The 21,709-nt window shown below is 59.0% G+C and carries 20 protein-coding genes and 5 tRNA genes; 4 read left to right on the plus strand and 21 right to left on the minus strand.

What is annotated here, in order from left to right; translation table 11 throughout:
- The first annotated feature begins 115 nt into the window (after positions 1–115).
- Together ACTQ1E_RS01740 and ACTQ1E_RS01745 are read left to right on the plus strand one after the other, a co-directional pair.
- Positions 116–2,032, plus strand: coding sequence for a BMP family ABC transporter substrate-binding protein (locus ACTQ1E_RS01740; RefSeq protein WP_427793567.1), 1,917 nt, complete (start codon positions 116–118; stop codon positions 2,030–2,032).
- Positions 2,029–2,739 (plus strand): metallophosphoesterase family protein, encoded by a 711-nt coding sequence (locus ACTQ1E_RS01745; RefSeq protein WP_441564459.1) that lies wholly within the window; start codon positions 2,029–2,031, stop codon positions 2,737–2,739. Before ACTQ1E_RS01740 ends, ACTQ1E_RS01745 begins: the two co-directional genes overlap by 4 nt.
- A gap of 127 nt (positions 2,740–2,866) precedes the next feature.
- Here ACTQ1E_RS01745 and rplA read toward each other — a convergent pair whose 3' ends face one another.
- The 12 genes from rplA to ACTQ1E_RS01805 all read right to left on the minus strand — a co-directional run bounded on the left by rplA (position 2,867) and on the right by ACTQ1E_RS01805 (position 9,485).
- Positions 2,867–3,574, minus strand: a complete 708-nt coding sequence (rplA, locus tag ACTQ1E_RS01750) for a 50S ribosomal protein L1 (RefSeq protein ID WP_154514750.1) — start codon at positions 3,572–3,574, stop codon at positions 2,867–2,869.
- Positions 3,575–3,690: 116 nt separating this feature from the next.
- On the minus strand, positions 3,691–4,119 hold the full coding sequence (rplK, locus tag ACTQ1E_RS01755; protein WP_441564460.1) for a 50S ribosomal protein L11: 429 nt from the start codon (positions 4,117–4,119) through the stop codon (positions 3,691–3,693).
- Positions 4,120–4,239: 120 nt separating this feature from the next.
- Complete coding sequence (nusG, locus tag ACTQ1E_RS01760) at positions 4,240–4,776, minus strand: transcription termination/antitermination protein NusG (protein ID WP_427718370.1); 537 nt, start codon at positions 4,774–4,776, stop codon at positions 4,240–4,242.
- 3 nt (positions 4,777–4,779) lie between these two features.
- Positions 4,780–5,118 (minus strand): preprotein translocase subunit SecE, encoded by a 339-nt coding sequence (gene secE / locus ACTQ1E_RS01765; RefSeq protein ID WP_154514754.1) that lies wholly within the window; start codon positions 5,116–5,118, stop codon positions 4,780–4,782.
- A gap of 76 nt (positions 5,119–5,194) precedes the next feature.
- Positions 5,195–5,270, minus strand: a tRNA-Trp gene (locus ACTQ1E_RS01770).
- Positions 5,271–5,283: 13 nt separating this feature from the next.
- Entirely contained in the window at positions 5,284–5,451 is a 168-nt protein-coding gene (rpmG, locus tag ACTQ1E_RS01775; protein ID WP_427795067.1) for a 50S ribosomal protein L33, read from the minus strand.
- Between the two features lie 260 nt (positions 5,452–5,711).
- A complete protein-coding gene (gene tuf, locus ACTQ1E_RS01780) occupies positions 5,712–6,902 on the minus strand; it encodes an elongation factor Tu (protein ID WP_154514756.1) in 1,191 nt (396 codons plus the stop codon).
- A gap of 96 nt (positions 6,903–6,998) precedes the next feature.
- Positions 6,999–7,075 (minus strand) — tRNA-Met (locus tag ACTQ1E_RS01785).
- 3 nt (positions 7,076–7,078) lie between these two features.
- Positions 7,079–7,154, minus strand: a tRNA-Thr gene (locus tag ACTQ1E_RS01790).
- Between the two features lie 10 nt (positions 7,155–7,164).
- Positions 7,165–7,246: transfer RNA gene (locus tag ACTQ1E_RS01795), tRNA-Tyr, on the minus strand.
- A gap of 539 nt (positions 7,247–7,785) precedes the next feature.
- On the minus strand, positions 7,786–8,652 hold the full coding sequence (locus tag ACTQ1E_RS01800) for a hypothetical protein (RefSeq protein WP_441547186.1): 867 nt from the start codon (positions 8,650–8,652) through the stop codon (positions 7,786–7,788).
- A gap of 161 nt (positions 8,653–8,813) precedes the next feature.
- Positions 8,814–9,485, minus strand: a complete 672-nt coding sequence (locus tag ACTQ1E_RS01805) for a hypothetical protein (RefSeq protein ID WP_441564461.1) — start codon at positions 9,483–9,485, stop codon at positions 8,814–8,816.
- Positions 9,486–9,778: 293 nt separating this feature from the next.
- Here ACTQ1E_RS01805 and ACTQ1E_RS01810 point away from each other — a divergent pair, with 293 nt between their 5' ends.
- The gene (locus ACTQ1E_RS01810; RefSeq protein ID WP_441564462.1) at positions 9,779–9,934 is read left to right on the plus strand and encodes a hypothetical protein; all 156 of its coding nucleotides are present in this window, start codon (positions 9,779–9,781) and stop codon (positions 9,932–9,934) included.
- A 632-nt stretch (positions 9,935–10,566) separates the two neighbouring features.
- Here ACTQ1E_RS01810 and ACTQ1E_RS01815 read toward each other — a convergent pair.
- The 7 genes from ACTQ1E_RS01815 to disA all read right to left on the minus strand — a co-directional run bounded on the left by ACTQ1E_RS01815 (position 10,567) and on the right by disA (position 16,352).
- Positions 10,567–10,641: transfer RNA gene (locus tag ACTQ1E_RS01815), tRNA-Thr, on the minus strand.
- A gap of 225 nt (positions 10,642–10,866) precedes the next feature.
- Positions 10,867–11,544 carry an NYN domain-containing protein gene (locus ACTQ1E_RS01820; protein WP_427718358.1) on the minus strand — a complete coding sequence of 226 codons (678 nt, stop codon included), beginning with the start codon at positions 11,542–11,544 and terminating at the stop codon, positions 10,867–10,869.
- A 3-nt stretch (positions 11,545–11,547) separates the two neighbouring features.
- On the minus strand, positions 11,548–12,462 hold the full coding sequence (gene rlmB, locus ACTQ1E_RS01825; RefSeq protein WP_427796169.1) for a 23S rRNA (guanosine(2251)-2'-O)-methyltransferase RlmB: 915 nt from the start codon (positions 12,460–12,462) through the stop codon (positions 11,548–11,550).
- 167 nt (positions 12,463–12,629) lie between these two features.
- On the minus strand, positions 12,630–14,096 hold the full coding sequence (gene cysS, locus ACTQ1E_RS01830; protein ID WP_441564463.1) for a cysteine--tRNA ligase: 1,467 nt from the start codon (positions 14,094–14,096) through the stop codon (positions 12,630–12,632).
- A gap of 3 nt (positions 14,097–14,099) precedes the next feature.
- On the minus strand, positions 14,100–14,594 hold the full coding sequence (gene ispF / locus ACTQ1E_RS01835; RefSeq protein ID WP_006234975.1) for a 2-C-methyl-D-erythritol 2,4-cyclodiphosphate synthase: 495 nt from the start codon (positions 14,592–14,594) through the stop codon (positions 14,100–14,102).
- Positions 14,584–15,312: a 2-C-methyl-D-erythritol 4-phosphate cytidylyltransferase gene (gene ispD, locus ACTQ1E_RS01840; RefSeq protein WP_441564464.1), complete on the minus strand. Its 729-nt coding sequence runs from the start codon at positions 15,310–15,312 to the stop codon at positions 14,584–14,586. The genes ispF and ispD overlap by 11 nt, the downstream gene beginning before the upstream one ends.
- Entirely contained in the window at positions 15,312–16,352 is a 1,041-nt protein-coding gene (gene disA, locus ACTQ1E_RS01845; protein ID WP_370450554.1) for a DNA integrity scanning diadenylate cyclase DisA, read from the minus strand. The genes ispD and disA overlap by 1 nt, the downstream gene beginning before the upstream one ends.
- Before the next feature lie 248 nt (positions 16,353–16,600).
- On the opposite strand from disA, the gene ACTQ1E_RS01850 reads away from it, so the two are divergent.
- On the plus strand, positions 16,601–17,185 hold the full coding sequence (locus ACTQ1E_RS01850; protein WP_154514774.1) for a manganese efflux pump MntP: 585 nt from the start codon (positions 16,601–16,603) through the stop codon (positions 17,183–17,185).
- A gap of 80 nt (positions 17,186–17,265) precedes the next feature.
- On the opposite strand, the gene ACTQ1E_RS01855 is transcribed toward ACTQ1E_RS01850, so the two are convergent.
- Positions 17,266–18,723: an aminoacyl-histidine dipeptidase gene (locus tag ACTQ1E_RS01855; protein WP_427796172.1), complete on the minus strand. Its 1,458-nt coding sequence runs from the start codon at positions 18,721–18,723 to the stop codon at positions 17,266–17,268.
- A gap of 324 nt (positions 18,724–19,047) precedes the next feature.
- Positions 19,048–21,690: an ATP-dependent Clp protease ATP-binding subunit gene (locus tag ACTQ1E_RS01860; protein WP_441564465.1), complete on the minus strand. Its 2,643-nt coding sequence runs from the start codon at positions 21,688–21,690 to the stop codon at positions 19,048–19,050.
- Positions 21,691–21,709: the final 19 nt, after the last annotated feature.

Genomic DNA, 21,709 nt, shown 5'->3' on the forward strand with positions numbered 1-21,709 from the left:
GCACCGCAAAGGGGACAGTGAACTGCCTCCCATTTCTTTGACATCGGGAAATGGGAGGTTTTCATTCGTGGTACCATAGTTCATACAGTTGTTTAAACGACTAAGGGAGCAAACTATGGAAGAGGCCTACCGTCAAGCACGCAAGCGCGGCGAGCAAGGACGTCGACGCGCCATTAGCCAAAGCGAGCATCCATACCTTACGGACCTCGACAGTTTGGTTGCCCAGCTCCCCCTAGGTCAGCGAGAGAATGTCGGCCTGCGGGATATTCCGCTCGAAATGGTTGTCGGCACGGTTACCAAGGGCCGTCAGTCCGCCTTTTCATGCAACTTTATGCCCCTGCTGCCGTTTAGCACCGAGTTCGCCCGCAAGTGGTCCAACCTCTACGACATTCAGGTAACCGAGGGCTATCGCGACCCCATCATCGTCACCGAGTTCATGCATCGGTTCTATGTCCAGGAGGGCAACAAGCGCGTCAGCGTCCTCAAATTCCTGGACGCCCCGACGGTTTCGGCCAAGGTCACCCGCCTCTACCCCGGCAAATGGGATTCCGTCGAAAGTCGCCTGTACGGCGAGTTCTGCGCGTTTTGGCGTGTCTGCCCCCTATACGAGATCGAGTTCTCGCGCGAAGGAAGCTACGAAACGCTCGCCAAGATGCTCGGTCAGAACCTTATCGAAAAATGGCCCCAGAAAAAGGTCGACTACCTGCGCCACACCTTCCTACTCTTTAAGCGCGCCTACCTTCGCGCGGGCGGCGACCACCTGGACATTACGCCCGCCGACGCCATGCTCGTCTACCTCAATGTGTACAACCAGGACCGCCTGCTGGATACGCCGACGGATATCGTCGTAAACCGCCTGTGCAAGATTTGGCGCGAGCTGGTCATTGCCGGGAAAAGTGACGAGGACAAGGTCGATCTTGTCGAAGCGCCGAACGTCGATGAGGAGGAGTTGCCCGCCAAGTCCACCTCCGGCATGCTCAACTTCTTTATGGGCAAGACCGTCTATTCGGCGGCCAACCCCCTGCGCATCGCCTTTATCCATGAATTCACCTGTGCGACGTCGAGCTGGGACAGCCTGCACGACCAAGGGCGTCAGTATCTCGATGAGCACTTTGGAGGTATCGTGCGCACCGAGGCGTTTGAGGACTGTCACGATCCGGACGTGTTCTACGCCGCCGTGGAAACGGCTGTCAAACATGGAGCAAACGTCATCTTCTCGACCTCGCACCGCCTGATGGAATACACGCTCAGGGCTGCCGTTGAATATCCCCGGGTTCGGTTCCTTAACTGCTCCATCGGCCTTCCTCACCAAAGCGTCCGTTCGTACTTTGGCAAGATGTACGAAGCAAAGTTTCTCCTGGGCGCCCTTGCCGCCAGCATGGCGGACAACCACCGCATCGGTTACCACGCGTCGGTCTTCGCCTCGGGTGCACTCAGCGAGATCAACGCCTTTGCGATTGGCGCCTCGCTGCTCGACCCCCGTGCGCAAATTATCCTAACCTGGGGCGATGTGCCCGCCGGAGGCCTTGCCGAGGCCATGTGCCGCGAAGGCGTGAGCGTCATGACCGGCGCCGATATGTCAAAGTCGCTCGAAGACCCCACGGCCTACGGACTCCACCGCCTGGTCGATGGCAAGGTTACCGGCATTGCCATGCCGGTATGGAACTGGGGCCGATACTACGAGCTTATCGTGCGAAGTCTACTGCATGGCACCTGGGATGAAACCAGTGACGACAGCCAGGTTCGCGCCGTCAACTACTGGTATGGCATGAGCTCGGGCGTTATCGATATTCGCTACGCTCCGGGTCTGCCCTATCAGACGCGCAAGCTTGTTCAGCTCCTCCGCAATGGCATCGTCGAGGGCTCCATCAATCCATTTGGCGGCGAGCTCCATAGCCAAGACGGCGTGGTGCAGATTGAGGGCTTTCCCCCACTGCCGAGCACGCAAATCGTCGAGATGGACTGGCTGGCAGACAACGTGGTGGGTACCATTCCGCAGCCCGACGATGAGCCGAAGGTCCGTGCTCTATGAAAATCCTTGCCATAGCCGATACCGAAGAGCGATGCCTGTGGGAGTGCTTTCGCAAGGAACGCTTTGAGGGTGTCGACCTAATTTTGTCCGCTGGCGATCTGGACCCGGACTATCTTGAGTTTTTGGTTACGGTCATCAACAGACCGCTCATCTACGTGCGTGGCAATCACGATGACCGCTACGCGCGTCATGCACCGGGCGGCTGCATCTGTGTCGAAGACACCGTATACGTGTATCGCGGCGTCCGCATTGCGGGGCTTGGCGGCTCCATGCGCTATCGAGATGGCGCTAACATGTACACCGAGCGCGAGATGGCCAAGCGCATGCGTAAGCTGTCCCGCAAAGTGAGGATGGTCGGCGGCTGCGACATCTTGCTCACCCATGCGCCCGCCGCCGGCATGGGCGATCTGGACGATCTGCCGCATCGGGGATTCGGATGCTTTAACACAGCGCTCGAGACATGGAATCCCGACTACATGGTGCACGGGCATGTGCACCAATGCTATGTTCGCGACTTTCAACGCGAACGCCAGCACGCATGCGGGACGACGATTATCAACGCCTGCGGCTATACGCAGTTTGAGCTGGACGAAGCGCGCTACCCCATCCGTGGATGGCAGGCAGCCTGGCTCAATTCGCAAACCATGCGCCGCGAACTCAAGCGCCACGAGGCAATCGAGTCCTCAACCGCCAGAACCCCCTGGTAACCACCACAAAGGGGACGCTGACCCCTTCGCGTTGGTTTTGGCCCGAAATAGCAAGGAGCCCGGTCCTGCACGAGACAGAACCGGGTTCCTTTAGCAATGCTTGCTTTGCTCAGGCAGTAACTAGAAGTTACTCAGCCAGGAAGTCACGCTGGACAGCGGGATCGACCTTGACGCCAGGGCCCATGGTGGAAGACACAGAGATGGACTTGACGTACTTGCCCTTAGCAGAAGAGGGCTTGACGCGCAGGATCTCGGTGTACAGGGCAGCGTAGTTCTCAACGAGCTGCTGCTCAGAGAAGGACTTCTTGCCCAGGGGCACGTGGCAGATGCCATAACGGTCGGCGCGATACTCAACGCGGCCGGCCTTGAGCTCGGAGACCATCTTGGCGACGTCCATGGTCACGGTGCCGAGCTTGGGGTTCGGCATGAGGCCACGGGGACCAAGGATCTTACCGATGCGGCCAACCTTGGCCATCATGTTCGGCGTAGCGATAGCGGCGTCGAAGTTGATCTCGCCCTTCTGAATCTGGGCGACGAGCTCGTCGGAACCGATGATATCGGCGCCGGCAGCCTCGGCCTCACGGGCCTTCTCGCCCTCGGCGAAGACGGCAACACGAACGGTCTTGCCGGTGCCGTGGGGCAGGGAGATGGAACCACGGATGTTCTGGTCAGCCTTACGAGTATCGATGCCCAGACGGAAGTGGGCCTCGACGGTCTCGTCGAACTTGGCGGTGTCGAGCTCCTTGATGAGCTTGGCAGCCTGAAGGGGGGTGTAGAGCGTGGCGCGGTCGACCTTCTCGGCAGCGGCGTTATAGCTCTTACCATGCTTAGCCATGTGCATTACCTCCTGTGGTTAAACGGGCGTGAGCCCTCCCACATCGTATCGTGTGCCCTATTGCACACATTTAACGGGCGCCCCGGTCGGAGCACCCGTCGTTACCTAGAAAAACGCTACTCAGCGATGGTGACGCCCATGGAACGGGCGGTACCGGCGATGATCTTCTTGGCGGCGTCAATGTCGTTGGCATTGAGGTCCGGCATCTTGATCTCGGCGATCTTGGTGAGCTGCTCCTGAGAGAGCTGGCCAACCTTTTCGGCCTGGGGCTTAGCGGAACCAGACTTGAGGTTCAGCTCCTTCTTGATGAGGTGAGCCGCCGGCGGAGTCTTGGTGATGAAGGAGAAGGACTTATCCTCGTAGACAGAGATCTCAACGGGGATAATGTCGCCCTTCTTGTCCTGCGTCTCGGCGTTAAAGGCCTGGCAGAACTGCATGATGTTCACGCCAGCAGCGCCCAGGGCGGGGCCGACGGGAGGAGCGGGGTTAGCGGCACCAGCAGGAATCTGGAGCTTAATGACGTTGGCAACCTTCTTCTCAGCCATGGTCATTCCTTTCGAATCACGAGTGTGAAGTACTTGCTATATCGTAAGCACGCACGTGTTAGAAGCACTCCTGAGATGAGCAGTCACAGAAGAAGCACGCTCGCGCGAACGGACGAAAACTTAAGCGATGACAGCGACCTGGTTAAAGTCAAGCTCGACCGGCGTCTCGCGGCCAAAGATCATCAGCGTGACCTTGAGCTTGCCTGCCTCGGCGTTAACCTCGGAGACCTTGCCATCAAAGTCGGTAAGCGGGCCATCGGTGACGCGGACGGACGTACCGACCTCAATATCAACCGACGTACGCTTGGGCGAATCGCCCTTACCGGGACGACGAGTCATCTTATTGTACTCGTCGCGGGAAAGCGGAGCGGGCTTGCCGTTGCCGCCCAGGAAACCGGTGACGCCGGGCGTGTTGCGAACACACGTCCATGCATCGTCATCCATCTCCATGCGAACCAGGACATAACCCGGGAAGATCTTAGAATCCTTGGTCTCGCGCTTGCCACCCTCTTTGATCTCGGTGACGCGCTCCATAGGAATCTCAATATCAAAGATACGATCCTGCATGCCCATGGTCTCGATGCGATGCTCGAGATCGGACTTAACGCGGTTCTCGTATCCAGAGTAAGTGTGGACGACGTACCAACGCTTAGACATGGTTTAGCCCCTCAATCCAGAGAACAGAGCAAGAGCCTCGCCAAAGCCAGCATCGAGCAGAGCGATGACGACGCCGACGACGATCAGAGAAGCGCAAACGACGACCGAGTAGTTCACGAGCTCCTTCTTATCGGGCCACGTGACACGCTTCATCTCGGACTTCACCGAAGCAAAATACTTCTTGGTGCGGGCGAAGAAACCGGGCTTCTCGTTCTTCTTGGACTTCGCAGCCTTCTCGCTCTTCTTGGCAACGGCCTTCTTGGCCTCAACCTTGGAGTTGGCGGCAGCTTTGTTGGCAGGCGCCTGCTGCTGTGCCTTCTTCTTGTTCTTCTTGTTGGCCATTTGGGTTACCTCCGCGCAATGCGCTTATACATGAGTAAACCGTAAGCCCCCAAATGGGAGCTTACGGAATAATGACTGGCACGCCAGGAAGGACTCGAACCCTCAACACTCGGTTTTGGAGACCGATGCTCTACCAATTGAACTACTGGCGTATGTGACTAGAGACTAGCGAGTCTCTTTGTGCAGCGTGTGGTGACGGCACCAGGGGCAATACTTCTTGATCTCCATACGATCAGGCATGTTCGCCTTGTTCTTAGTGGTCGTATAGTTGCGGCGCTTGCACTCAGTGCACGCAAGAGTAACTAGAGTACGCATGTATCCTGAACCTTTCATATCCGCCCCGTACGGGCACGAGTTGGTACTTTATCAGCTCTACGTAAGTGCTGTCAACGAAAACCTCGAATCAATTGGTTCTCGGTAGATCCATTCATATTTGGAACACATCAATGGAGCCAACGAGATCTAATCGATTCCTCACGCTCAACTTAAGAGCGAGCTAAGCGTAATCATCAGGCAAAAAGACCCACGTAGAAAAGAACCCGGCACCCATATAAGTGCCGGGTTCTCTAAGTCAGCTGTATCAGAGAGCTAATTTACTCAATGATCGTGGAGACGATGCCCGAACCGACGGTGTGGCCACCCTCGCGGATAGCGAAGCGCAGACCCTCCTCCATAGCGATCGGATGAATGAGGTCGCCCTCGATGGTGATGTGGTCACCAGGCATAGCCATCTCGGTGCCCTCGGGGAGCTTGACCGTACCGGTAACGTCGGTGGTACGGAAGTAGAACTGAGGACGATAACCATCGAAGAACGGGGTGTGACGGCCGCCCTCCTCCTTGGTCAGAACGTAGATCTCACCGGTGAACTTGGTGTGCGGGGTAACCGAACCGGGCTTGCAGAGAACCTGGCCGCGCTCGATGTCCTCGCGCTTGATGCCGCGGAGCAGCAGACCGACGTTGTCGCCAGCCTCGCAGAAGTCCATGGACTTACGGAACATCTCGATACCGGTAACGACGGTGTTCTGGGTATCCTTGATGCCGACGATCTCGACGGGCTCGTTGAGCTTGAGCTCACCGCGCTCGACACGGCCGGTAGCAACGGTACCACGGCCGGAGATGGTCATAACGTCCTCAACGGCCATCAGGAACGGGAGGTCGTTGTCACGAGCAGGCGTCGGGATGTACTCGTCGACGGCAGACATGAGCTCGCGAATGGCGTCCATCCACTTGGCGTCGCCCTCGAGAGCGCCCAGAGCGGAACCACGGATGACGGGGATGTCGTCGCCGGGGAATTCGTACTCGGAAAGGAGCTCACGGGTCTCCATCTCGACGAGGTCGATGAGCTCGTCATCGTCGACCATGTCGCACTTGTTCAGGAAGACGACGATGTAGGGAACGCCGACCTGACGGGCGAGCAGGATGTGCTCGCGGGTCTGAGCCATGGGGCCGTCGGTAGCGGCGATGACCAGGATAGCGCCGTCCATCTGAGCAGCACCGGAGATCATGTTCTTGACGTAGTCAGCGTGGCCCGGGCAGTCAACGTGAGCGTAGTGACGGGCAGCAGTCTCGTACTCGACGTGGGAGACGGAGATCGTAATGCCGCGCTCGCGCTCCTCGGGAGCCTTGTCGATGTTCTCGAACGCAGTGAAGTCAGCCTTGCAGCCCTCGGTCTCGGAGAGAACCTTGGTGATGGCAGCGGTCAGCGTGGTCTTGCCGTGGTCAACGTGACCAATGGTGCCGATGTTAACATGCGGCTTAGTGCGCTCAAACTTCTCTTTGGCCATAAAGCCCTCCTCTAAACAGGTCGTCCCCGGACGGGACTATGCCTTTATACCATAGTGGCCTCTCAACATACTATTGAGAAGCCACCGTGTTACCTATGGTAGCGGTGACTGGATTCGAACCAGTGACGCCACGGGTATGAACCGTGTGCTCTAACCAACTGAGCTACACCGCCGGATGGAGCCTGCAACCAGACTTGAACTGGTGACCTCTTCGTTACCAACGAAGTGCTCTACCGACTGAGCTATACAGGCACTTGACGGGTGGGAGCTATAGGATTCGAACCTATGTAGGCAGAGCCAACGGGTTTACAGCCCGTCCCCATTAACCACTCGGGCAAACTCCCAATCGTTCAAGTATCCGCAGGTTCTTTGGTCTTTTGGGCCTCCGCCCCCGCGAACGAAAAAGATAATACGATGCAACCTTGGGGGCTGTCAACGAAAACCTCTAAATACACGGTACCGGGCGTATCTATATACCTTTGACCTGCGGTTTTGCTGAATTTAGATATGAAGGACGGCGGATTTGGCTGCGCTGGCGACATTTCCCGAGGGAACACTTTGGTGTGGTGGAGTACCCTTGCGGTATCGACTTTCGATAACGATCCTCGTGCGTCCGAATATCCTCGCTCAACCAGGATGACTGGGACCGGTCCGGCCTTTGTCTCGATCTGTAACATTTAGAGAACATTTTCTCCCCTATTTGTTACAGATCGAGATGTTTTCCTGGCGGTCTCCCGTTTATCTAAATCTGTAACAGCAAGAACGGTTTTCCTTCCCTATTTGTTACAGATCGAGATGTTTCGCAGAGACCCTAGCTTACGTCTCATTCTGTAACAGTTAGAACGGTTTTCCGCCCCTTCGTGTTACAGATCGAGACATTTATCTATTCTCGCCTTACATCCACGACATCTGCCCAATCGATAACGTCGTAGTCATCATCGCTTCGCCAGACAACACACTTGGGTCGTGAATCCGCTTGGGCCGCACCATCCCTCGCCGCTTGTGGACGACTCGCAAAGAAGCGGCCAAGCTCAGCTCGCGGCAAGATAATCCCTTGCACGCTCCCGCCACCCGCGAGACACACACGCGCCCAGCGACCAGCCTTTTCATATAAGAGCCAATTGGCAACCTGCGAAGATCTGCCCTCAGGCACTTTATCCCCTGGAATATCAGGAACAAACATGGGGTCGACCTCCTCCAGTTGAGCAAAGCCCATCCCCTCCAAACGCGAACCAAGTTTCTCCTTAGCGTAACCGCTCAGCTCGCGCTTGATCATGCCTGCAATACGCCGAGCCGTCCTACCATGGGGATCAAACCGGCTGCATCCGCGCTCATAGGCAGCCAGCGCATCCATAAGCACATAGACCTCGCTCAAATTGAGCGGCAGCGCCAGCGGGTGCACCGAGGACCTGAATTCGCCGCGATACCCAAACTCCTCGGCTACGCACATGCCGCCGATACGCACGCCATCGCGAATCCTGGCACGGCGCTCCCCCACCGCGTTCTTGCTACACAGCAAAACGTTATAGGCGATGTCTTCCTGCGAGCGCTCTTCGTGGGAAACGGTGAGCATAATCAGGTCTGCCTCTTCACCGCCAATAAAGGAATCCTTGAGCTCGTAGCCCTTCATGCCTTTGTTGGGCGGCTCGGCCGCAAGCAGCGCAAAAAGCTCGTGCACCTGATGGTAGAGAGCAAGGCGTCCCTCCAAATATGGACCATCGGGTCCATTTGCATATGCTTTGATGTGCATACGCAAGCTCCCCGTATCGACGGGCGCTACCGCCATCTGGCTAATAGCATATCCCTCGCCTGGACGGGAAATCATATCGTTGAGCTCGGCCGCATCTGGCATGTTTCTTTTTATGAACTGTCCAAGCAGCATTGGCGGCGCCCGCCTTTCTAATCTTTAACCTATCGATTTTTTCTCTTCGAGTCCACCTCAAGATAGCGCTGGATTTTGTCGAGCGACAGATTGGTCCGGCCCAGGGACTCTGCCGCCGTCAAAATCTTCTGTGCAAGATTTGATCCAAAGTAGTAAATCACATCCCCGTTGGCGATTCGCTCAACGTATGCGTCTCCAATTTTGTTAATGAGAGAGAAAAACTCGGGGCACAGCATGGGATAACGCTCGGCTATTTCCGTAATCCCCGCATGGCCAAAATCGGCAACATCCTCGCACTGGCGCTCAAGATCTTCGATACCGTGACCATTAAGACCACGCCCGCAGGAAAAAGCAAGACCGCGAGACAGGGCAGTTTTGACGCGTTGCTCCTGCTCGTCCGATAGCTTTCCACCCAATAGGGCTCGCATCATGATCTGGCAGCAAGCGTACGTAGGTCGATAGAGAAAATCGACACGTGCATCACTGGGCATATGGCAATAGCTGCTCAGAGGAAAACAACCGTCTTCTCGTTGAGACTCGAGAATGGTATCGAGGGACTCGCGCCAATCCGGATCGTTATCCAAGCCATAATCGCGAAAGTAGCGTAGTAGCTGCATCTGCATATCCATGACACAAGTACTGACGATCGGCTTATCTGTTTCCCTGTCCCTGCCGGCAATGTCGCAAAGAGGGTAAATCATGGTCTTTTTCCTTTCCGTAGACCTGATGCCAACGATTCCGTTTCGCTGACCTTGTTGATCCCATTCTCTTTTGTGGGGCCATATCAAACGACCAAGCAGTGCTTGGTTATTGTGGGCTGGAGGGTTAACTGGGCGGAATCACATACCGTTGCAGGTGCACCCATACGCAACGTCGCCGAGACGCCTCACCCTCTACCTCCGCATGTGCGACACTCCACAAGCAACTAATCATCGCCAGAATGTTTTACTGAGATAAGGTCGATCAGCTTGGGGAATTTCGCAAGAAGGCACGCTTGGTCGCGTACTGTGCCCTTGCCATCGCCGTCGTATTTGCCCTCATTGCGGGCGGATTCCCCAATAGGCTCAGGAATCTCGTGGCTGTCGATAACGCCAGCGCTATTGTCAAGAGTTATCACGGCGAGCACCCGGTCATTCGACTGACGTTTTAGGCGATACAAACCGAAAGCGTGCCGGCGGCCACGGGTTGTTGCTCAACAAATACGCTGCTGGCTGTGGCATACTTTAATTTACTAATGTATCGAGAAAGAGAGTGTCATGGTCCCTTCGGGTAACGGCTGCAGCCAGATCATCATCATTGCTTTGGGCATTTGCCTTGGCCTGACTATGTTTGCGGTCTGTGGCTAAACGATTCAGATCTGCGCTTATTTCCAGCGCAAATCTTCTGCCGCTGCTTGCCGGCATCGTGTATCTCGTTAACAGATACATTGCGAGCTTCGACTTTTTCCTCCCCTACGACTTCGCCCATTATCAGCTCGGAGATCTGTGCGGAGGAATCATTTTTCCCGCCTACGTAAACGTCCTCTGCGAAACGGTGAGCGGGAAAACGCCGATATGCAACTTTGCAAGTAGCTTGGCATTATCGGTGGGATGCTCAATCTGCTGGGAAGTACTTGCGCCCATGGCGCTCGAGTTTAGTACCCCAGATCCGCTTGATGCCTGCATGTACGTTATCGGGGGAATCTTGTACCTGAAAGCTTTTAAACTGACGGCGGGCAGTCGAATCTAGCTGCCCACAAGAAACGGGCCCTGTCCCACTAGGGAACAGAGCCCGAAACTCTCATGGAGCCAGTGACAGGAATCGAACCCGCAACCCACTGATTACAAATCAGTTGCGCTACCGTTGCGCCACACTGGCACACTTGGCGCTTTCGCGCGAAGCCAATTAAGAATAAAGGAATTGCGGACAAGGCGCAACAGGCCCTTTGACCGACCACATCTCAAAACTATTCGTCAGAACGAATAGTTTTATCTGTTCGCCAGAACCAAAAACTATTCGTTTTGGCGATGCCAAGCCGCAACCCATTGATTACAAACCAGTTGGTTGATCAATCGAGAAAGCAGCTCCCCATAGAAGGTTTACCTACCTCCCGCGCAGGGCCTTGAGCTTGGCCAGGGCATCGGGGCTCAGGCGACTGCCCAGAGTCATCTTGATCTGCGGAGCTTCCTCTGCCTCGCGGACGTCGTTATCGATCTGTTTGATCTCGTCCACCAGCATGCGGCTCGAGATACGCGTAACGCCCTTGCCCATGACGACGGCTTGAATTGTGCCGTCACTCGATACCACGGAGCACGCGCGGCCTTCCTCGCGCGCCTCGATGCAGAGCTTTTGTACCACGGTATCGGCCGATACGCCCGTCGGCGAAAACTCGATGCGCACGCCGCGAGCCGGCAAGTTGGGACGCTCGCTAGAGATATTGCCTGCACCGTCAAACACAATTACGGCCTCGTAGCGGCCCTGGGCAAAGGCGGCGACGTCGTTGATAAGGGCGGTGCGCGCCATATCGTGAACGTCGCTGGAATACGGATCGTCGGAATGGTCGTACACGAGCTTTTCGTAGCGCGGCGTGCAGTGGATCACGTTGTAGCCGTCGACCACCAGCAGCTCGGGCTTATTGGAGTGCACCGTGGAGACCGGGTCGGCGATAGCCTGCGCAAACGCATTGCCGCCCACGCCGTAGGTCGCGGCCGAGACGATCGGCTTGGCCGAGCCTTCGCCAAAGCGCTTGGCCTTAGACTTGGCGCGGTTCTTCTTGGACATGCGCTACTCCTCCCCCATGAGCTCGCCGGCATTGCGACGTAGCCACTCAAAGCACAGTGCCGTCGTTGCCTGGGCAACGTTGAGGCTCTCGGTCATGCCACGCTGAGGAAGCTTGGTCAAAAAGTCGCATTTCTCGAGTACCAGGCGCGAGATGCCGTCGCCCTCGGAGCCCATGACAAGCGCCACGCGGCCCTCGAAGGGAGCATCCCAGCAACTGCCCTCGGCGTGCTCGGAGGCACCGCCCACCCAAAAGCCAGCGGCCTTAAGATCGTCGAGTGCACGAGCGATATTGGGGACCTGTGCGATAGGCAGATGCATGACGGCGCCGGCGGAGGTCTTATAGCTGCCCACGGTCACGCCGGCAGCGCGCTTGTTGGCGATGATGACGCCCGCGGCGCCCACGACCTCGGCGGAGCGCACGATAGCGCCAAAGTTACCGTCGTCGGTCACGTGGTCGAGCACCACGACAAGTGCCGGACCCTCGCCTGCACGGTCGAGGATATCGGCGACATCCGCATAAGGGAAGTTGCCCACCTCGAGTGCAATGCCCTGGTGAGCGCCGTGGCTCGACAGCGCATCGAGCTGCGCGCGCGGCACATACTTAATGCGGACACCCGCGGCGTTGAGGTCATCGACCAGACGAGACAGGGCGGCATCGCGCTCCCCGCCCTCGGCAATGAGCGCGCACTTGATGGGAAAACCGGTGCGCAGGGCCTCGACGGCAGCACGACGGCCTTCGATAAACTCGCCCTTGGGAGCCTGGACAGCGTCGCGGTTGCGATCGCGCTGCGGACGCGCAGCTTGGGTGCGATCGCGCTGGCCCTTGGAAGCGGCAGCGCGGTCATTTCGGCGAATCGGACGCGAGCCAGAAGCGGCCTGCTTGCCGCCACGAGGCGCACGCTTGCGATTGTCGGCCATAGGACGGCCTCCTAAATACAACTATCAAACGAAACAAATAGACCGACCGCCCGAGGTGCGGCAGATTGCCTTGAAAGAAGAGGGCATAGACCTTGAGGTCATGCCCGACGATTGAAAGGCAAGGTGCCGTGGCTCGGGCGGTCGGGTGCTTGGGAAACCCGCAGGGGTTAGAGGGATTTGATACGGGTGCCGGCGGCGGTATCTTCAATCGTCAGGCCCAAGTCCTTGAGCTGATCGCGGATGGCGTCTGCCAAGTCCCAGTTCTTGGCGGCACGGGCCTCGGCGCGAGCCTCGAGAATCTTGGCAGCGGCCTCGTCCACGTCGTCACCAGTGTAGGCAACCAAGCCGGCAGCAACGCCCAAAAGGCCTAGCGGCAGCTCGACCTTGGGCTCGGGAAGCTCAACGCCAAACGTATCGAGCAGCTCGACCAGCGTATCGGCGGCAGCAAGAGCCGCGGCCTTGTCGGCAGCGTCGCCCGCCTGCTCCAGATACTGATTGCACTCGGTGACAAAACCAAAGACGGCGCCCATGGCACCGGCGGTGTTAAAGTCGTCGTCCATGCACTCCTTAAAGGCGGCACGGGTCTCGGCAGCCTTGGCGGCAAACGCCTCAGATGCTGCCTCATCGGCATCGGCCGTCGCATGGTTCGCGGCCCAGCGCAGGTTCTCGACCGTACCGGCGATACGCGTGAGCGAATTCTCGGCACCCTCCAGGCGCTCCCAGGAGAAGTCGAGCGGCGAGCGATAGCTCGTCTGCAGCATCAGCAGGCGCAGAGCGGCAGCGGAGTGCTGCTCGAGCACCTCGGCCAGCGTAAAGAAGTTACCAAGCGACTTGGACATCTTCTCGCCGTCGACCAGCAGCATGCCCGTGTGCATCCAGGTGTTGGAGAAGCCCTGGTGCCAGGCGCAGGCAGCCTGGGCGCACTCGTTCTCGTGATGCGGGAAGGCAAGGTCGGAGCCACCGCCGTGAATGTCGATCGGGGTACCCAGGTAGCGGTGCACCATGGCGGCGCACTCGGTGTGCCAACCGGGACGGCCCTCGCCCCAGGGGCTCGGCCAGCTGGGCTCGCCGGGCTTGGCGGCCTTCCACAGGGCAAAGTCGAGCGGGTCGTTCTTGTCCTCGTTCTCCTCGATGCGCGCACCCACCATAAGGTCGTCGATGTTGCGGCCCGAGACCTGACCGTAGTTGGGATCGCTGCGCACGGAAAAGTACACGTCGCCGTTATCGGCGGCGTAAGCGTGGCCCTGCTCGATGAGCGCCTTGATCATGGCAATCATGGGGCCGATCTCCTTGGTGGCGCGGGGGCGCACATCGGGATCGAGCACGTTGGCAGCGCGCATGACGCCAATAAACTTATCCGAGAACTCCGTCGCGACCTCGGTGGCCGTACGGCCCTGTTCGTTGGCGCGCTTGATGATCTTGTCGTCGACATCGGTAAGGTTCTGGGCGAACGTGACCTCGTAGCCGCTCGCGATGAGCCAGCGTCGAATCACATCGAAGCTGATGAACGTGCGGGCGTTGCCGATGTGGATGTTGTCGTAAACCGTGGGTCCGCACACGTACATACGGACCTTGCCGGGCTCGATGGGCTGGAACTCTTCCTTTTTATGGGTAGCGCTGTTGTAGATACGCATTCGTTACTCCTTAACGGTTTTCTGTAGCAGGCAGACGGCCCAGGCGCCAATTCCCTCGCCTTGACCTTCCCAACCGAGCTTTTCGGTCGTGGTGGCGGCGACGCCCACGTTTTCGACGTCAACGCCCAGGGCATGGGCCAAGTTGGCACGCATGGCATCGCGGTGCGGGGTGATCTTAGGCTGCTGGCAGGCAATGGTGCAGTCGGCATCGACAAACTCAAAGCCCAGCTCGCGCGCATAGTCCATTACGCGGGCAAGCAACACCATCGAGTCGGCACCCTCGTAGGCGGGGTCGGTGTCGGGGAACAGCTTGCCAATGTCTCCCCCGCGGCAGGCGCCCAGAATAGCGTCGGCCAGCGCGTGCGCGAGCACATCGGCATCCGAGTGGCCCAGCAGGCCGCGCTCGTAGGGAATGTCGACCCCGCCGATGATACATCGACGCCCCTCCACCAAACGGTGGACGTCGTAGCCGTGGCCAATGCGCAGGTTACTGAACATGGGGAAGGTCCTCTCTCTCGGCCATCCGCCCGAGCAAAATCGCGGTTACGGGACGCAAGTCCTCGGGCACCGTCACCTTAAGGTTGTCGCGCGGGCTCTGGACGCAGTGGACGCGCCCACCCATGCGCTCGACCAGTGACGAATCGTCCGTACCGATAAAGCCCTCGGCAATCGCCGCGGCATGGGCGCGTTTCATGGCGTCGACACTAAAGATCTGCGGCGTCTGCGCGGCCCAATAGAGTTCGCGTGGCGGCGTCTCGACGATGTTGTCCCCATCGACGATCTTGAGCGTGTCGATCGCGGGCTGGCCACACACGACACCGTCGAGCGAGCGGTCACTCACGAGCACGTCGATAGCGTGATCGATGGCCTCGGTAGTAATGAGCGGACGAGCGCCGTCGTGAATGGCGACGTATTCAAAGCCTGCCGGCACCGCATGCACGCCGGCACGAGTGGAGTCCTGGCGAGTATCGCCGGCATCGGCGAAGCTGATGGGCGTGTCATACGAATACGGGCTGATGGCCAGGCGGCGCATCTCGGCACGACGCTCGGCAGGGCAAACCACGACGATATGGCCGACCTTATCGCTACGGTCAAACGCGCGGATGGACCAGCTCATAAGCGGACGGCCCGCTACATTGACGAGCTGCTTGCCACCGGGATTACCAAAGCGCTGGCCGCTGCCACCGGCAACGACCACGGCGCATACGGGCGCCATTATGCGTTCCCCTGTTTGGTGCCCTTCATGCGGTACAGGGAGTCCGCAAGAATGGCAGGGTTGTTAACGCCAAAGTCGCCCAGGCGCTCCGGATCCTTGCTGATGTCGTCCATGAGCTCCTGCAGCGAGCCATACTCGTCGACGATCTTCTCGGCCACGCCGTCGCGCACGACGGACACGCGCGAAAGCGTGCGCAGGCCCAGCGGCGTCATGACGGAGTCCTCGTCCAGGTCGTCGTAACCCAGAACCGCCGCCACATGCTGCGGGTCGGACAAGTCCTTGGGCGTCATACGGCTAAGCTCGGCACGGATCTTCTCGGCATTTGCCTCGGAGGAATCGCTTGCGTAGTCGCGAATCATCAAGTCGTACTCGGTATCCATGCTGGAGCCGGCGAGCTGCTCGAGCTGCATCTGCACGAGCTTTCCCTGGTTGCCCAGCTTGACAATGCAATCCTTAAGCTCGGTCTTTGCCTGCTGCATGATCTCGAAACTCGAGAAAATGCCAGTGATGTCGGCGAGCGTGACGTAGTCGTCCAGCTCGAGGGCCGTCAGACGCAGCAGGGAGCGGTCGAGCGACTGACGGGTGGTCTGAAGCGTAGCGACGAGCTGGTTGACCGAGCTCATGATGGTGGTGACGGGCTGAATCTCATAGCTCTTGCCGTGCACATACACGTTGACGACGGCACGACGGGCCGAGACCGAGATCACGATGGCGTCGGTGAGCACCGACATGCGAGCGGCAGTACGGTGACGCATGCCCGTCTCGCTCGTGGCGAGCGAGGGGTCGGGATTGAGGTGGAAATTGGCGCGCAGGATCTGGGTAAGGTCGCCGTCGATGACGATGGCGCCGTCCATCTTGGAAAGCTCGAACAGGCGGTTCGAGGTAAACGAAATGTTGAGCGGGAAGCCGTCGTTACCGGCAGCGAGCACGTTTTCGGTGTCGCCGACGCAGATAAGGGCACCCAGGTGACCGGCGATGATCATGTCAAGGGCGGTGCGGATCGGCTGACCAGGTGCCGTCAGGCGGATGGCCTGTTCCATACGCTTTTGCAGCTCGTTCTTATCCAAGGCATCGCTCCCATCGTATACGCTCCATAAACGTCAATAAGTTTCTCACGGTTTGCCCCTGTGACGCCCGCAAATTCCGATGCTTACAGAATGAGCGAACACCGCTTAGGTAGCTCATTTGGGACGGGGCTCTTTTGGCTGCTCATGTGGTAGCATCGGGTCTCATATAAATGAGGGAGTGGTCGTGTAATCGGGTTCGCCCGGAGAGAGGGAGCCAGACTATGGGACTCGCAGAGCTCGTGTTGCTCGCCGTTGGCCTTTCGATGGACGCCTTTGCCGTTTCTATCTGCAAGGGTCTCGGCATGAAAAAGATCAACCTTAAAGTCGCCGTTGTGCTCGGCCTGTTCTTTGGCGGCTTTCAGGCCGGCATGCCCGTAATCGGTTGGGCACTCGGCAGCCAGTTCATGGGCATCATCGGTCCCATCGACCATTGGATCGCCTTCATCCTTTTGGCCTTTATCGGCGGCAAGATGCTGTGGGAAGCCTTTACCGAAGACGAGGATGAGGACGAAGGCGACGGCAAGGATGCCGAAAAGATCGACCTGGGCGAGTACCTAATCCTTGCCATCGCCACCTCGATTGACGCGCTCGCCGTGGGCATCTCGTTTGCCGCGCTCTCGGTCGATATCGTGCCCTCTGTATCACTTATCGGCGTCACAACGTTCATCTTCTCCGTCGCCGGCGTAGCGATCGGCCACACCTTTGGCGCGCGCTACGAAAAACCCGCCACCATCGTAGGTGGCGTCGTACTCGTCCTCATCGGGCTTAAGATCCTACTTGAGCACCTTGGGATCCTCGCACTGTGACAAATAACGGCCGCCCGGCATTACGCCAGGAGGCCGTTTTCATAGCCAGCCGTTTTAGAGCGGCTTAACCAAGGCGACCTTTACGCGGCAAGGCGCTTGAGGACGTCGATGAGCAGCTCGTAGAAGCGCTCGGCAGAAGCGAGCTCCATGCTCTCGTCCGGGGTGTGGACATCGGAGAGCGTCGGGCCCACGGCGATGGCGTCCAGGCCGTGCAGGGCCTCGGCAAACAGGCCGCACTCAAGGCCGGCGTGAATGGACTCGATGCGCAGCTCGGAGCCAAAGAGCTCGCGATAGCTCTCGATAAAGACGTCGCGGACCGGCGAATGCTCGGCATAGCTCCAGCCGGGATACTCGAACTCAAACTTGGCGTCGAAGCCCAGGACATCGGCCAGCGTCTGCAGGCGGTCCTTGAACTCGTTCTGCAGCGAGGTGATCGAGGAGCGCGGGGACAGCATGATCTTGACCTCGTCGTCAGAAGTGGCAACCACACCGATGTTGGAGGAAACCTCGACGGAGCCGTCGGTAGCGACGTTGCGGCGGATCACGCCGTTGGGGGCAAGACGCAGGGCGCGGATGAGGGCAAGCGCGGACTTCTCGTCCATGGCCTCGACCTCGGCGTCGTCGGCAATCTCGACAGTGCAGGTAAAGCCGGGGTCGAAGACCTCGAGCTCGGCAGTGACGTCGGCGATAATGCCCTTTGCGATCTGGGCCGCGGCCTCGGCGGCAGCGTGGTCGGCGTAGACCAGAACAGCCTTGCACTCACGGTTGATGGCGTTGTCCTTGGTGCCGCCGTTAAAGCTAACGATGGCGGGCTCGCCGGCAACCATCAGGCGGTCGATGATGCGGGCCATGATGAGGTTGCCGTTGCCGCGCTCCAGGTGGATATCGCTGCCGGAGTGACCGCCCAGCAGGCCGGAGATGTCGAACGTGAGGGTGCTACCGGTCTTGTGCTCGCGCGCGATCGGGCAGGTGTAGGTAACGACGACGCCGCCGGCGCAGCTGACGGTGGCAACGCCCTCTTCCTCGGAGTCAAGGTTGATCATGGTGCGGGCGCTAATCTGAGACTTATCGAGCGTCTCGGCGCCGACCAGGCCAGTCTCCTCGTCGGTGGTGAATACGCACTCGAGGGCGGGGTGAACGATCGAATCGTCATCGAGAACAGTGAGCATCAGAGCGACGGCGATACCGTTGTCGGCGCCCAGCGTGGTGCCGTTAGCGGTGAGAACGCCGTCCTTGACGAGCAGGTCGATACCATCGGTCGTAAAGTCGTGCTCAACGGAGCCCAACTTGTCGCACACCATATCGATGTGGCCCTGCAGCATCACGGTCGGGGCATTCTCGGCACCGGCAGATGCGGGCTTGCGAATAATGACGTTGTAGACCTCGTCCTGATACACATCGAGGCCGCGCTCCTTGGCAAACGCAACCAGGAAATCGCTGATGCCCTTCTCGTTGCCAGACCCACGGGGGATCGCGCTGACCTCCTCAAAGAAATGGAACAGCTGGGCGGGCTCATAGCCGGTGATCTTGTAGTCCATGGTGCCTCCTTGGCGCAACTGGTTAGACAATAAGACATGCGCCTTGTATATTCCCAGACTTCGTTTGCATAAACCAGTCGAAAACGCCGAGCGCTCTCGCATCATCGGCTAACGGCGGAGAAACGCCACTTTATTAAGATAAAGCAGGTAGACGGACCGCGCCGAAGGGACGTTGGACCCTTTAACCAACCTCAACGCCTGACCAACGCTTATGCATACGCCGTTGGTATGTTTAATGAGATTTACTTTGAACGAGGGGCCTTTCCAACAGAAAAAAGGGCGCTCCTTTGGAACGCCCTCGTGGACACAAGGTTTTGTTACGCCCTACAGCGCGCCGGAACCGGCTTGCATCATGCCGCCGGGGCCCGAGCTTACGCCACTGCTCACAGGCGCGGCGTTTCCGGTGTGCGGCGCTTCCGGAGCGGTATCGCCCCCAAGCGCACCTGCCGGACGCGGCGCTGGGATCTCGCCCGTACCGTGGCTAAAGACGAACTTGCCGTCGGCCACGTCGCACATGACGGTATCGCCGCTGCCCCACTCGCCGGCTAGCAGCTCCTCGGATAGCGGATCCTCGATGAGCTTTTGGATGGCGCGGCGCAGCGGACGTGCGCCGTTGGTGAGGTCGGTACCCTCGGCTACGATCTTGTCGTAGGCCGCATCGGTGAGTTTGATGTTCATGCCGTTGGCAATCAGGCGCTGGCGCAGGTCGTCCACCAGCAGGTGAGCGATCTTGGTCAAGTTCTCGCCCGAAAGCTTCTGAAACACCACGATGTCATCGATACGGTTGAGCAGCTCGGGGCGGAACAGGCGCTTGAGTTCGCCCATCGCACGGCCCTTAATCTCGCTCGAGGTAAGACCCTGCTCACCGGTGGTGCCAAAGCCAACGCTCGCATCCTGCGCAATCTCGCGGGCGCCCACGTTGGACGTCATGATGATCACGGTGTTGCGGAAATCGACCGTCTTGCCCTGGCTGTCGGTCAGGCGACCCTCCTCAAGCACCTGCAGCAAGATGTTGAAGATATCGGGGTGCGCCTTCTCGATCTCGTCGAACAGCACGACCGAGTACGGGTGACGGCGAACGGCCTTGGTGAGCTGACCGCCCTCGTCGTGGCCCACGTAGCCCGGGGGGCTACCGATGAGCTTGGAGACCTCGAACTCGCTGCCAAACTCCGACATGTCGAAGCTGATAAGCGCGTCCTTGCTGCCAAAGAGATACTCGGCGAGCGTCTTGGCGAGCTCGGTCTTGCCTGTGCCGGTAGGACCCAAGAAGATGAAGCTGCCGCCGGGACGACGCGGGTCCTTGAGCGGCGAGCGGCTGCGGCGCACTGCCTTGGCCACGGCCTCGACAGCTTCATCCTGGCCGATAATGCGGGTCTTGAGCACGCTTTCGGTCTGCAACAGACGACGGCTTTCGCTCTCGGTGAGCGAAGACACCGGTACGCCCGAGGTCACGGACACGATGTCGGCAACCTGGGCGACATCGATGGTGAGCGGGCTGGCGTCGAGCTCGGCCGTCCAAGCTGCCTTGGCCTCGGCGAGCTCAATCTCGGCAGCCTTCTGCTGCTCGGTAATCTCGGCGGCCTTGTTCATGTCGTCGCCCTCGGTGGCCTCCTGCGCGGCAGCCTTGAGCTCCTCCACGCGATGCTCGGCCTCGCGCACCGACTCAGGCGCACGGTTGGCGGCAATGCGGGCGCGGGCGCCGGCCTCGTCGATGAGGTCGATGGCCTTATCGGGCAGGAAGCGATCCTGGATGTAGCGGTTGGAGAGGTTCGCGGCGGCCTCGATGGCACCCTGCGTATAGCGCACGTGGTGGTGCTCCTCGTAGCGCGGCTTGAGCGCGGTCAGGATCTTGACCGTGTCCTCGACGCTTGGCTCCTCAACATCGATGGTCTGGAAGCGGCGCTCGAAGGCCGGGTCCTTGGTGAGGTACTTGCGGAACTCCTCGGCCGTGGTGGCACCGATGATCTGGAAAGCGCCGCGCGCGAGCACGGGCTTGAGCATGGAGCTTGCATCGATGGATCCCTCGGCAGAACCGGCACCGATGATGGTGTGCATCTCGTCGATAAACAGGATGACGTCGTCGGCTTCGGTTGCCTCCTGGATCACGTTCTTGAGACGCTCCTCAAACTCACCGCGATACTTGGCGCCCGCGACAAGACCCGGCAGGTCGAGCGTCCAGATGTTCTGGTTCATAAGGTTCTCGGGCACGTTGCCGGCAGCGATCTGCTGCGCCAGGCCCTCGACGATGGCCGTCTTGCCCACGCCGGGGTCACCCAAGATAAGCGGGTTGTTCTTGGTGCGGCGCGAAAGGATCTCCATCATGCGCTGGACTTCCTTTTCGCGACCGATCACCGGGTCGAGCTCGCCGTCGCGCGCCTTCTGCGTAAGGTTGGTGGCGAACTGCTTGAGCGTGTCGGTGCCGCTCCCCTTTTGCTGCGAGGCGTCCGAGCCGCTAAAGAACGGCAGGCCTGTACCGGGACGCCCGGCACCGGCACCGGCGAGCGGGCGCTTCTTGTCTTGATCCTTGGCGGTAAGCTTCTCGATGGCTTTTTTAATGGAAGCGGACGAAACACCCAGGCGCATGAGAATGTCCATGGCCATGCCGTTGCCCTCTTCGACGATACCGATGAGCAGGTGCTCGGTCGACACATAGGTCTGGTTGTTCTCGCGCGCCACGCGGAAGGAACGCTCCATCACGCTGATGACGAGCGGCGTAAAGGCGAGCTTAGCTGCCTCGGTCTCCTCGCTGGGCTCGGGAACGGTGGTCTGGACCTCCTTGAGCGTGTCCATGATGTCATCGTAGGAGATATCGAGTGAGCGCAGTGCCTCGGCGGCAATGCCCTCGTCCTCCTTGGCGAGCGCGAGCAGCAGATGCTCGGTACCCACCTTATTTGAGTGAAGATCGAGCGCCTCCTGCTTGGCCATGGACATGACCTTGCGCGCGCGATCGGTAAAACGGTCCAACATGCTAGTTCCTCTTAGACGA

It is taken from the genome of Collinsella sp. LCP21S3_C7 (assembly GCF_052118485.1).
Lineage (GTDB): Bacteria > Actinomycetota > Coriobacteriia > Coriobacteriales > Coriobacteriaceae > Collinsella.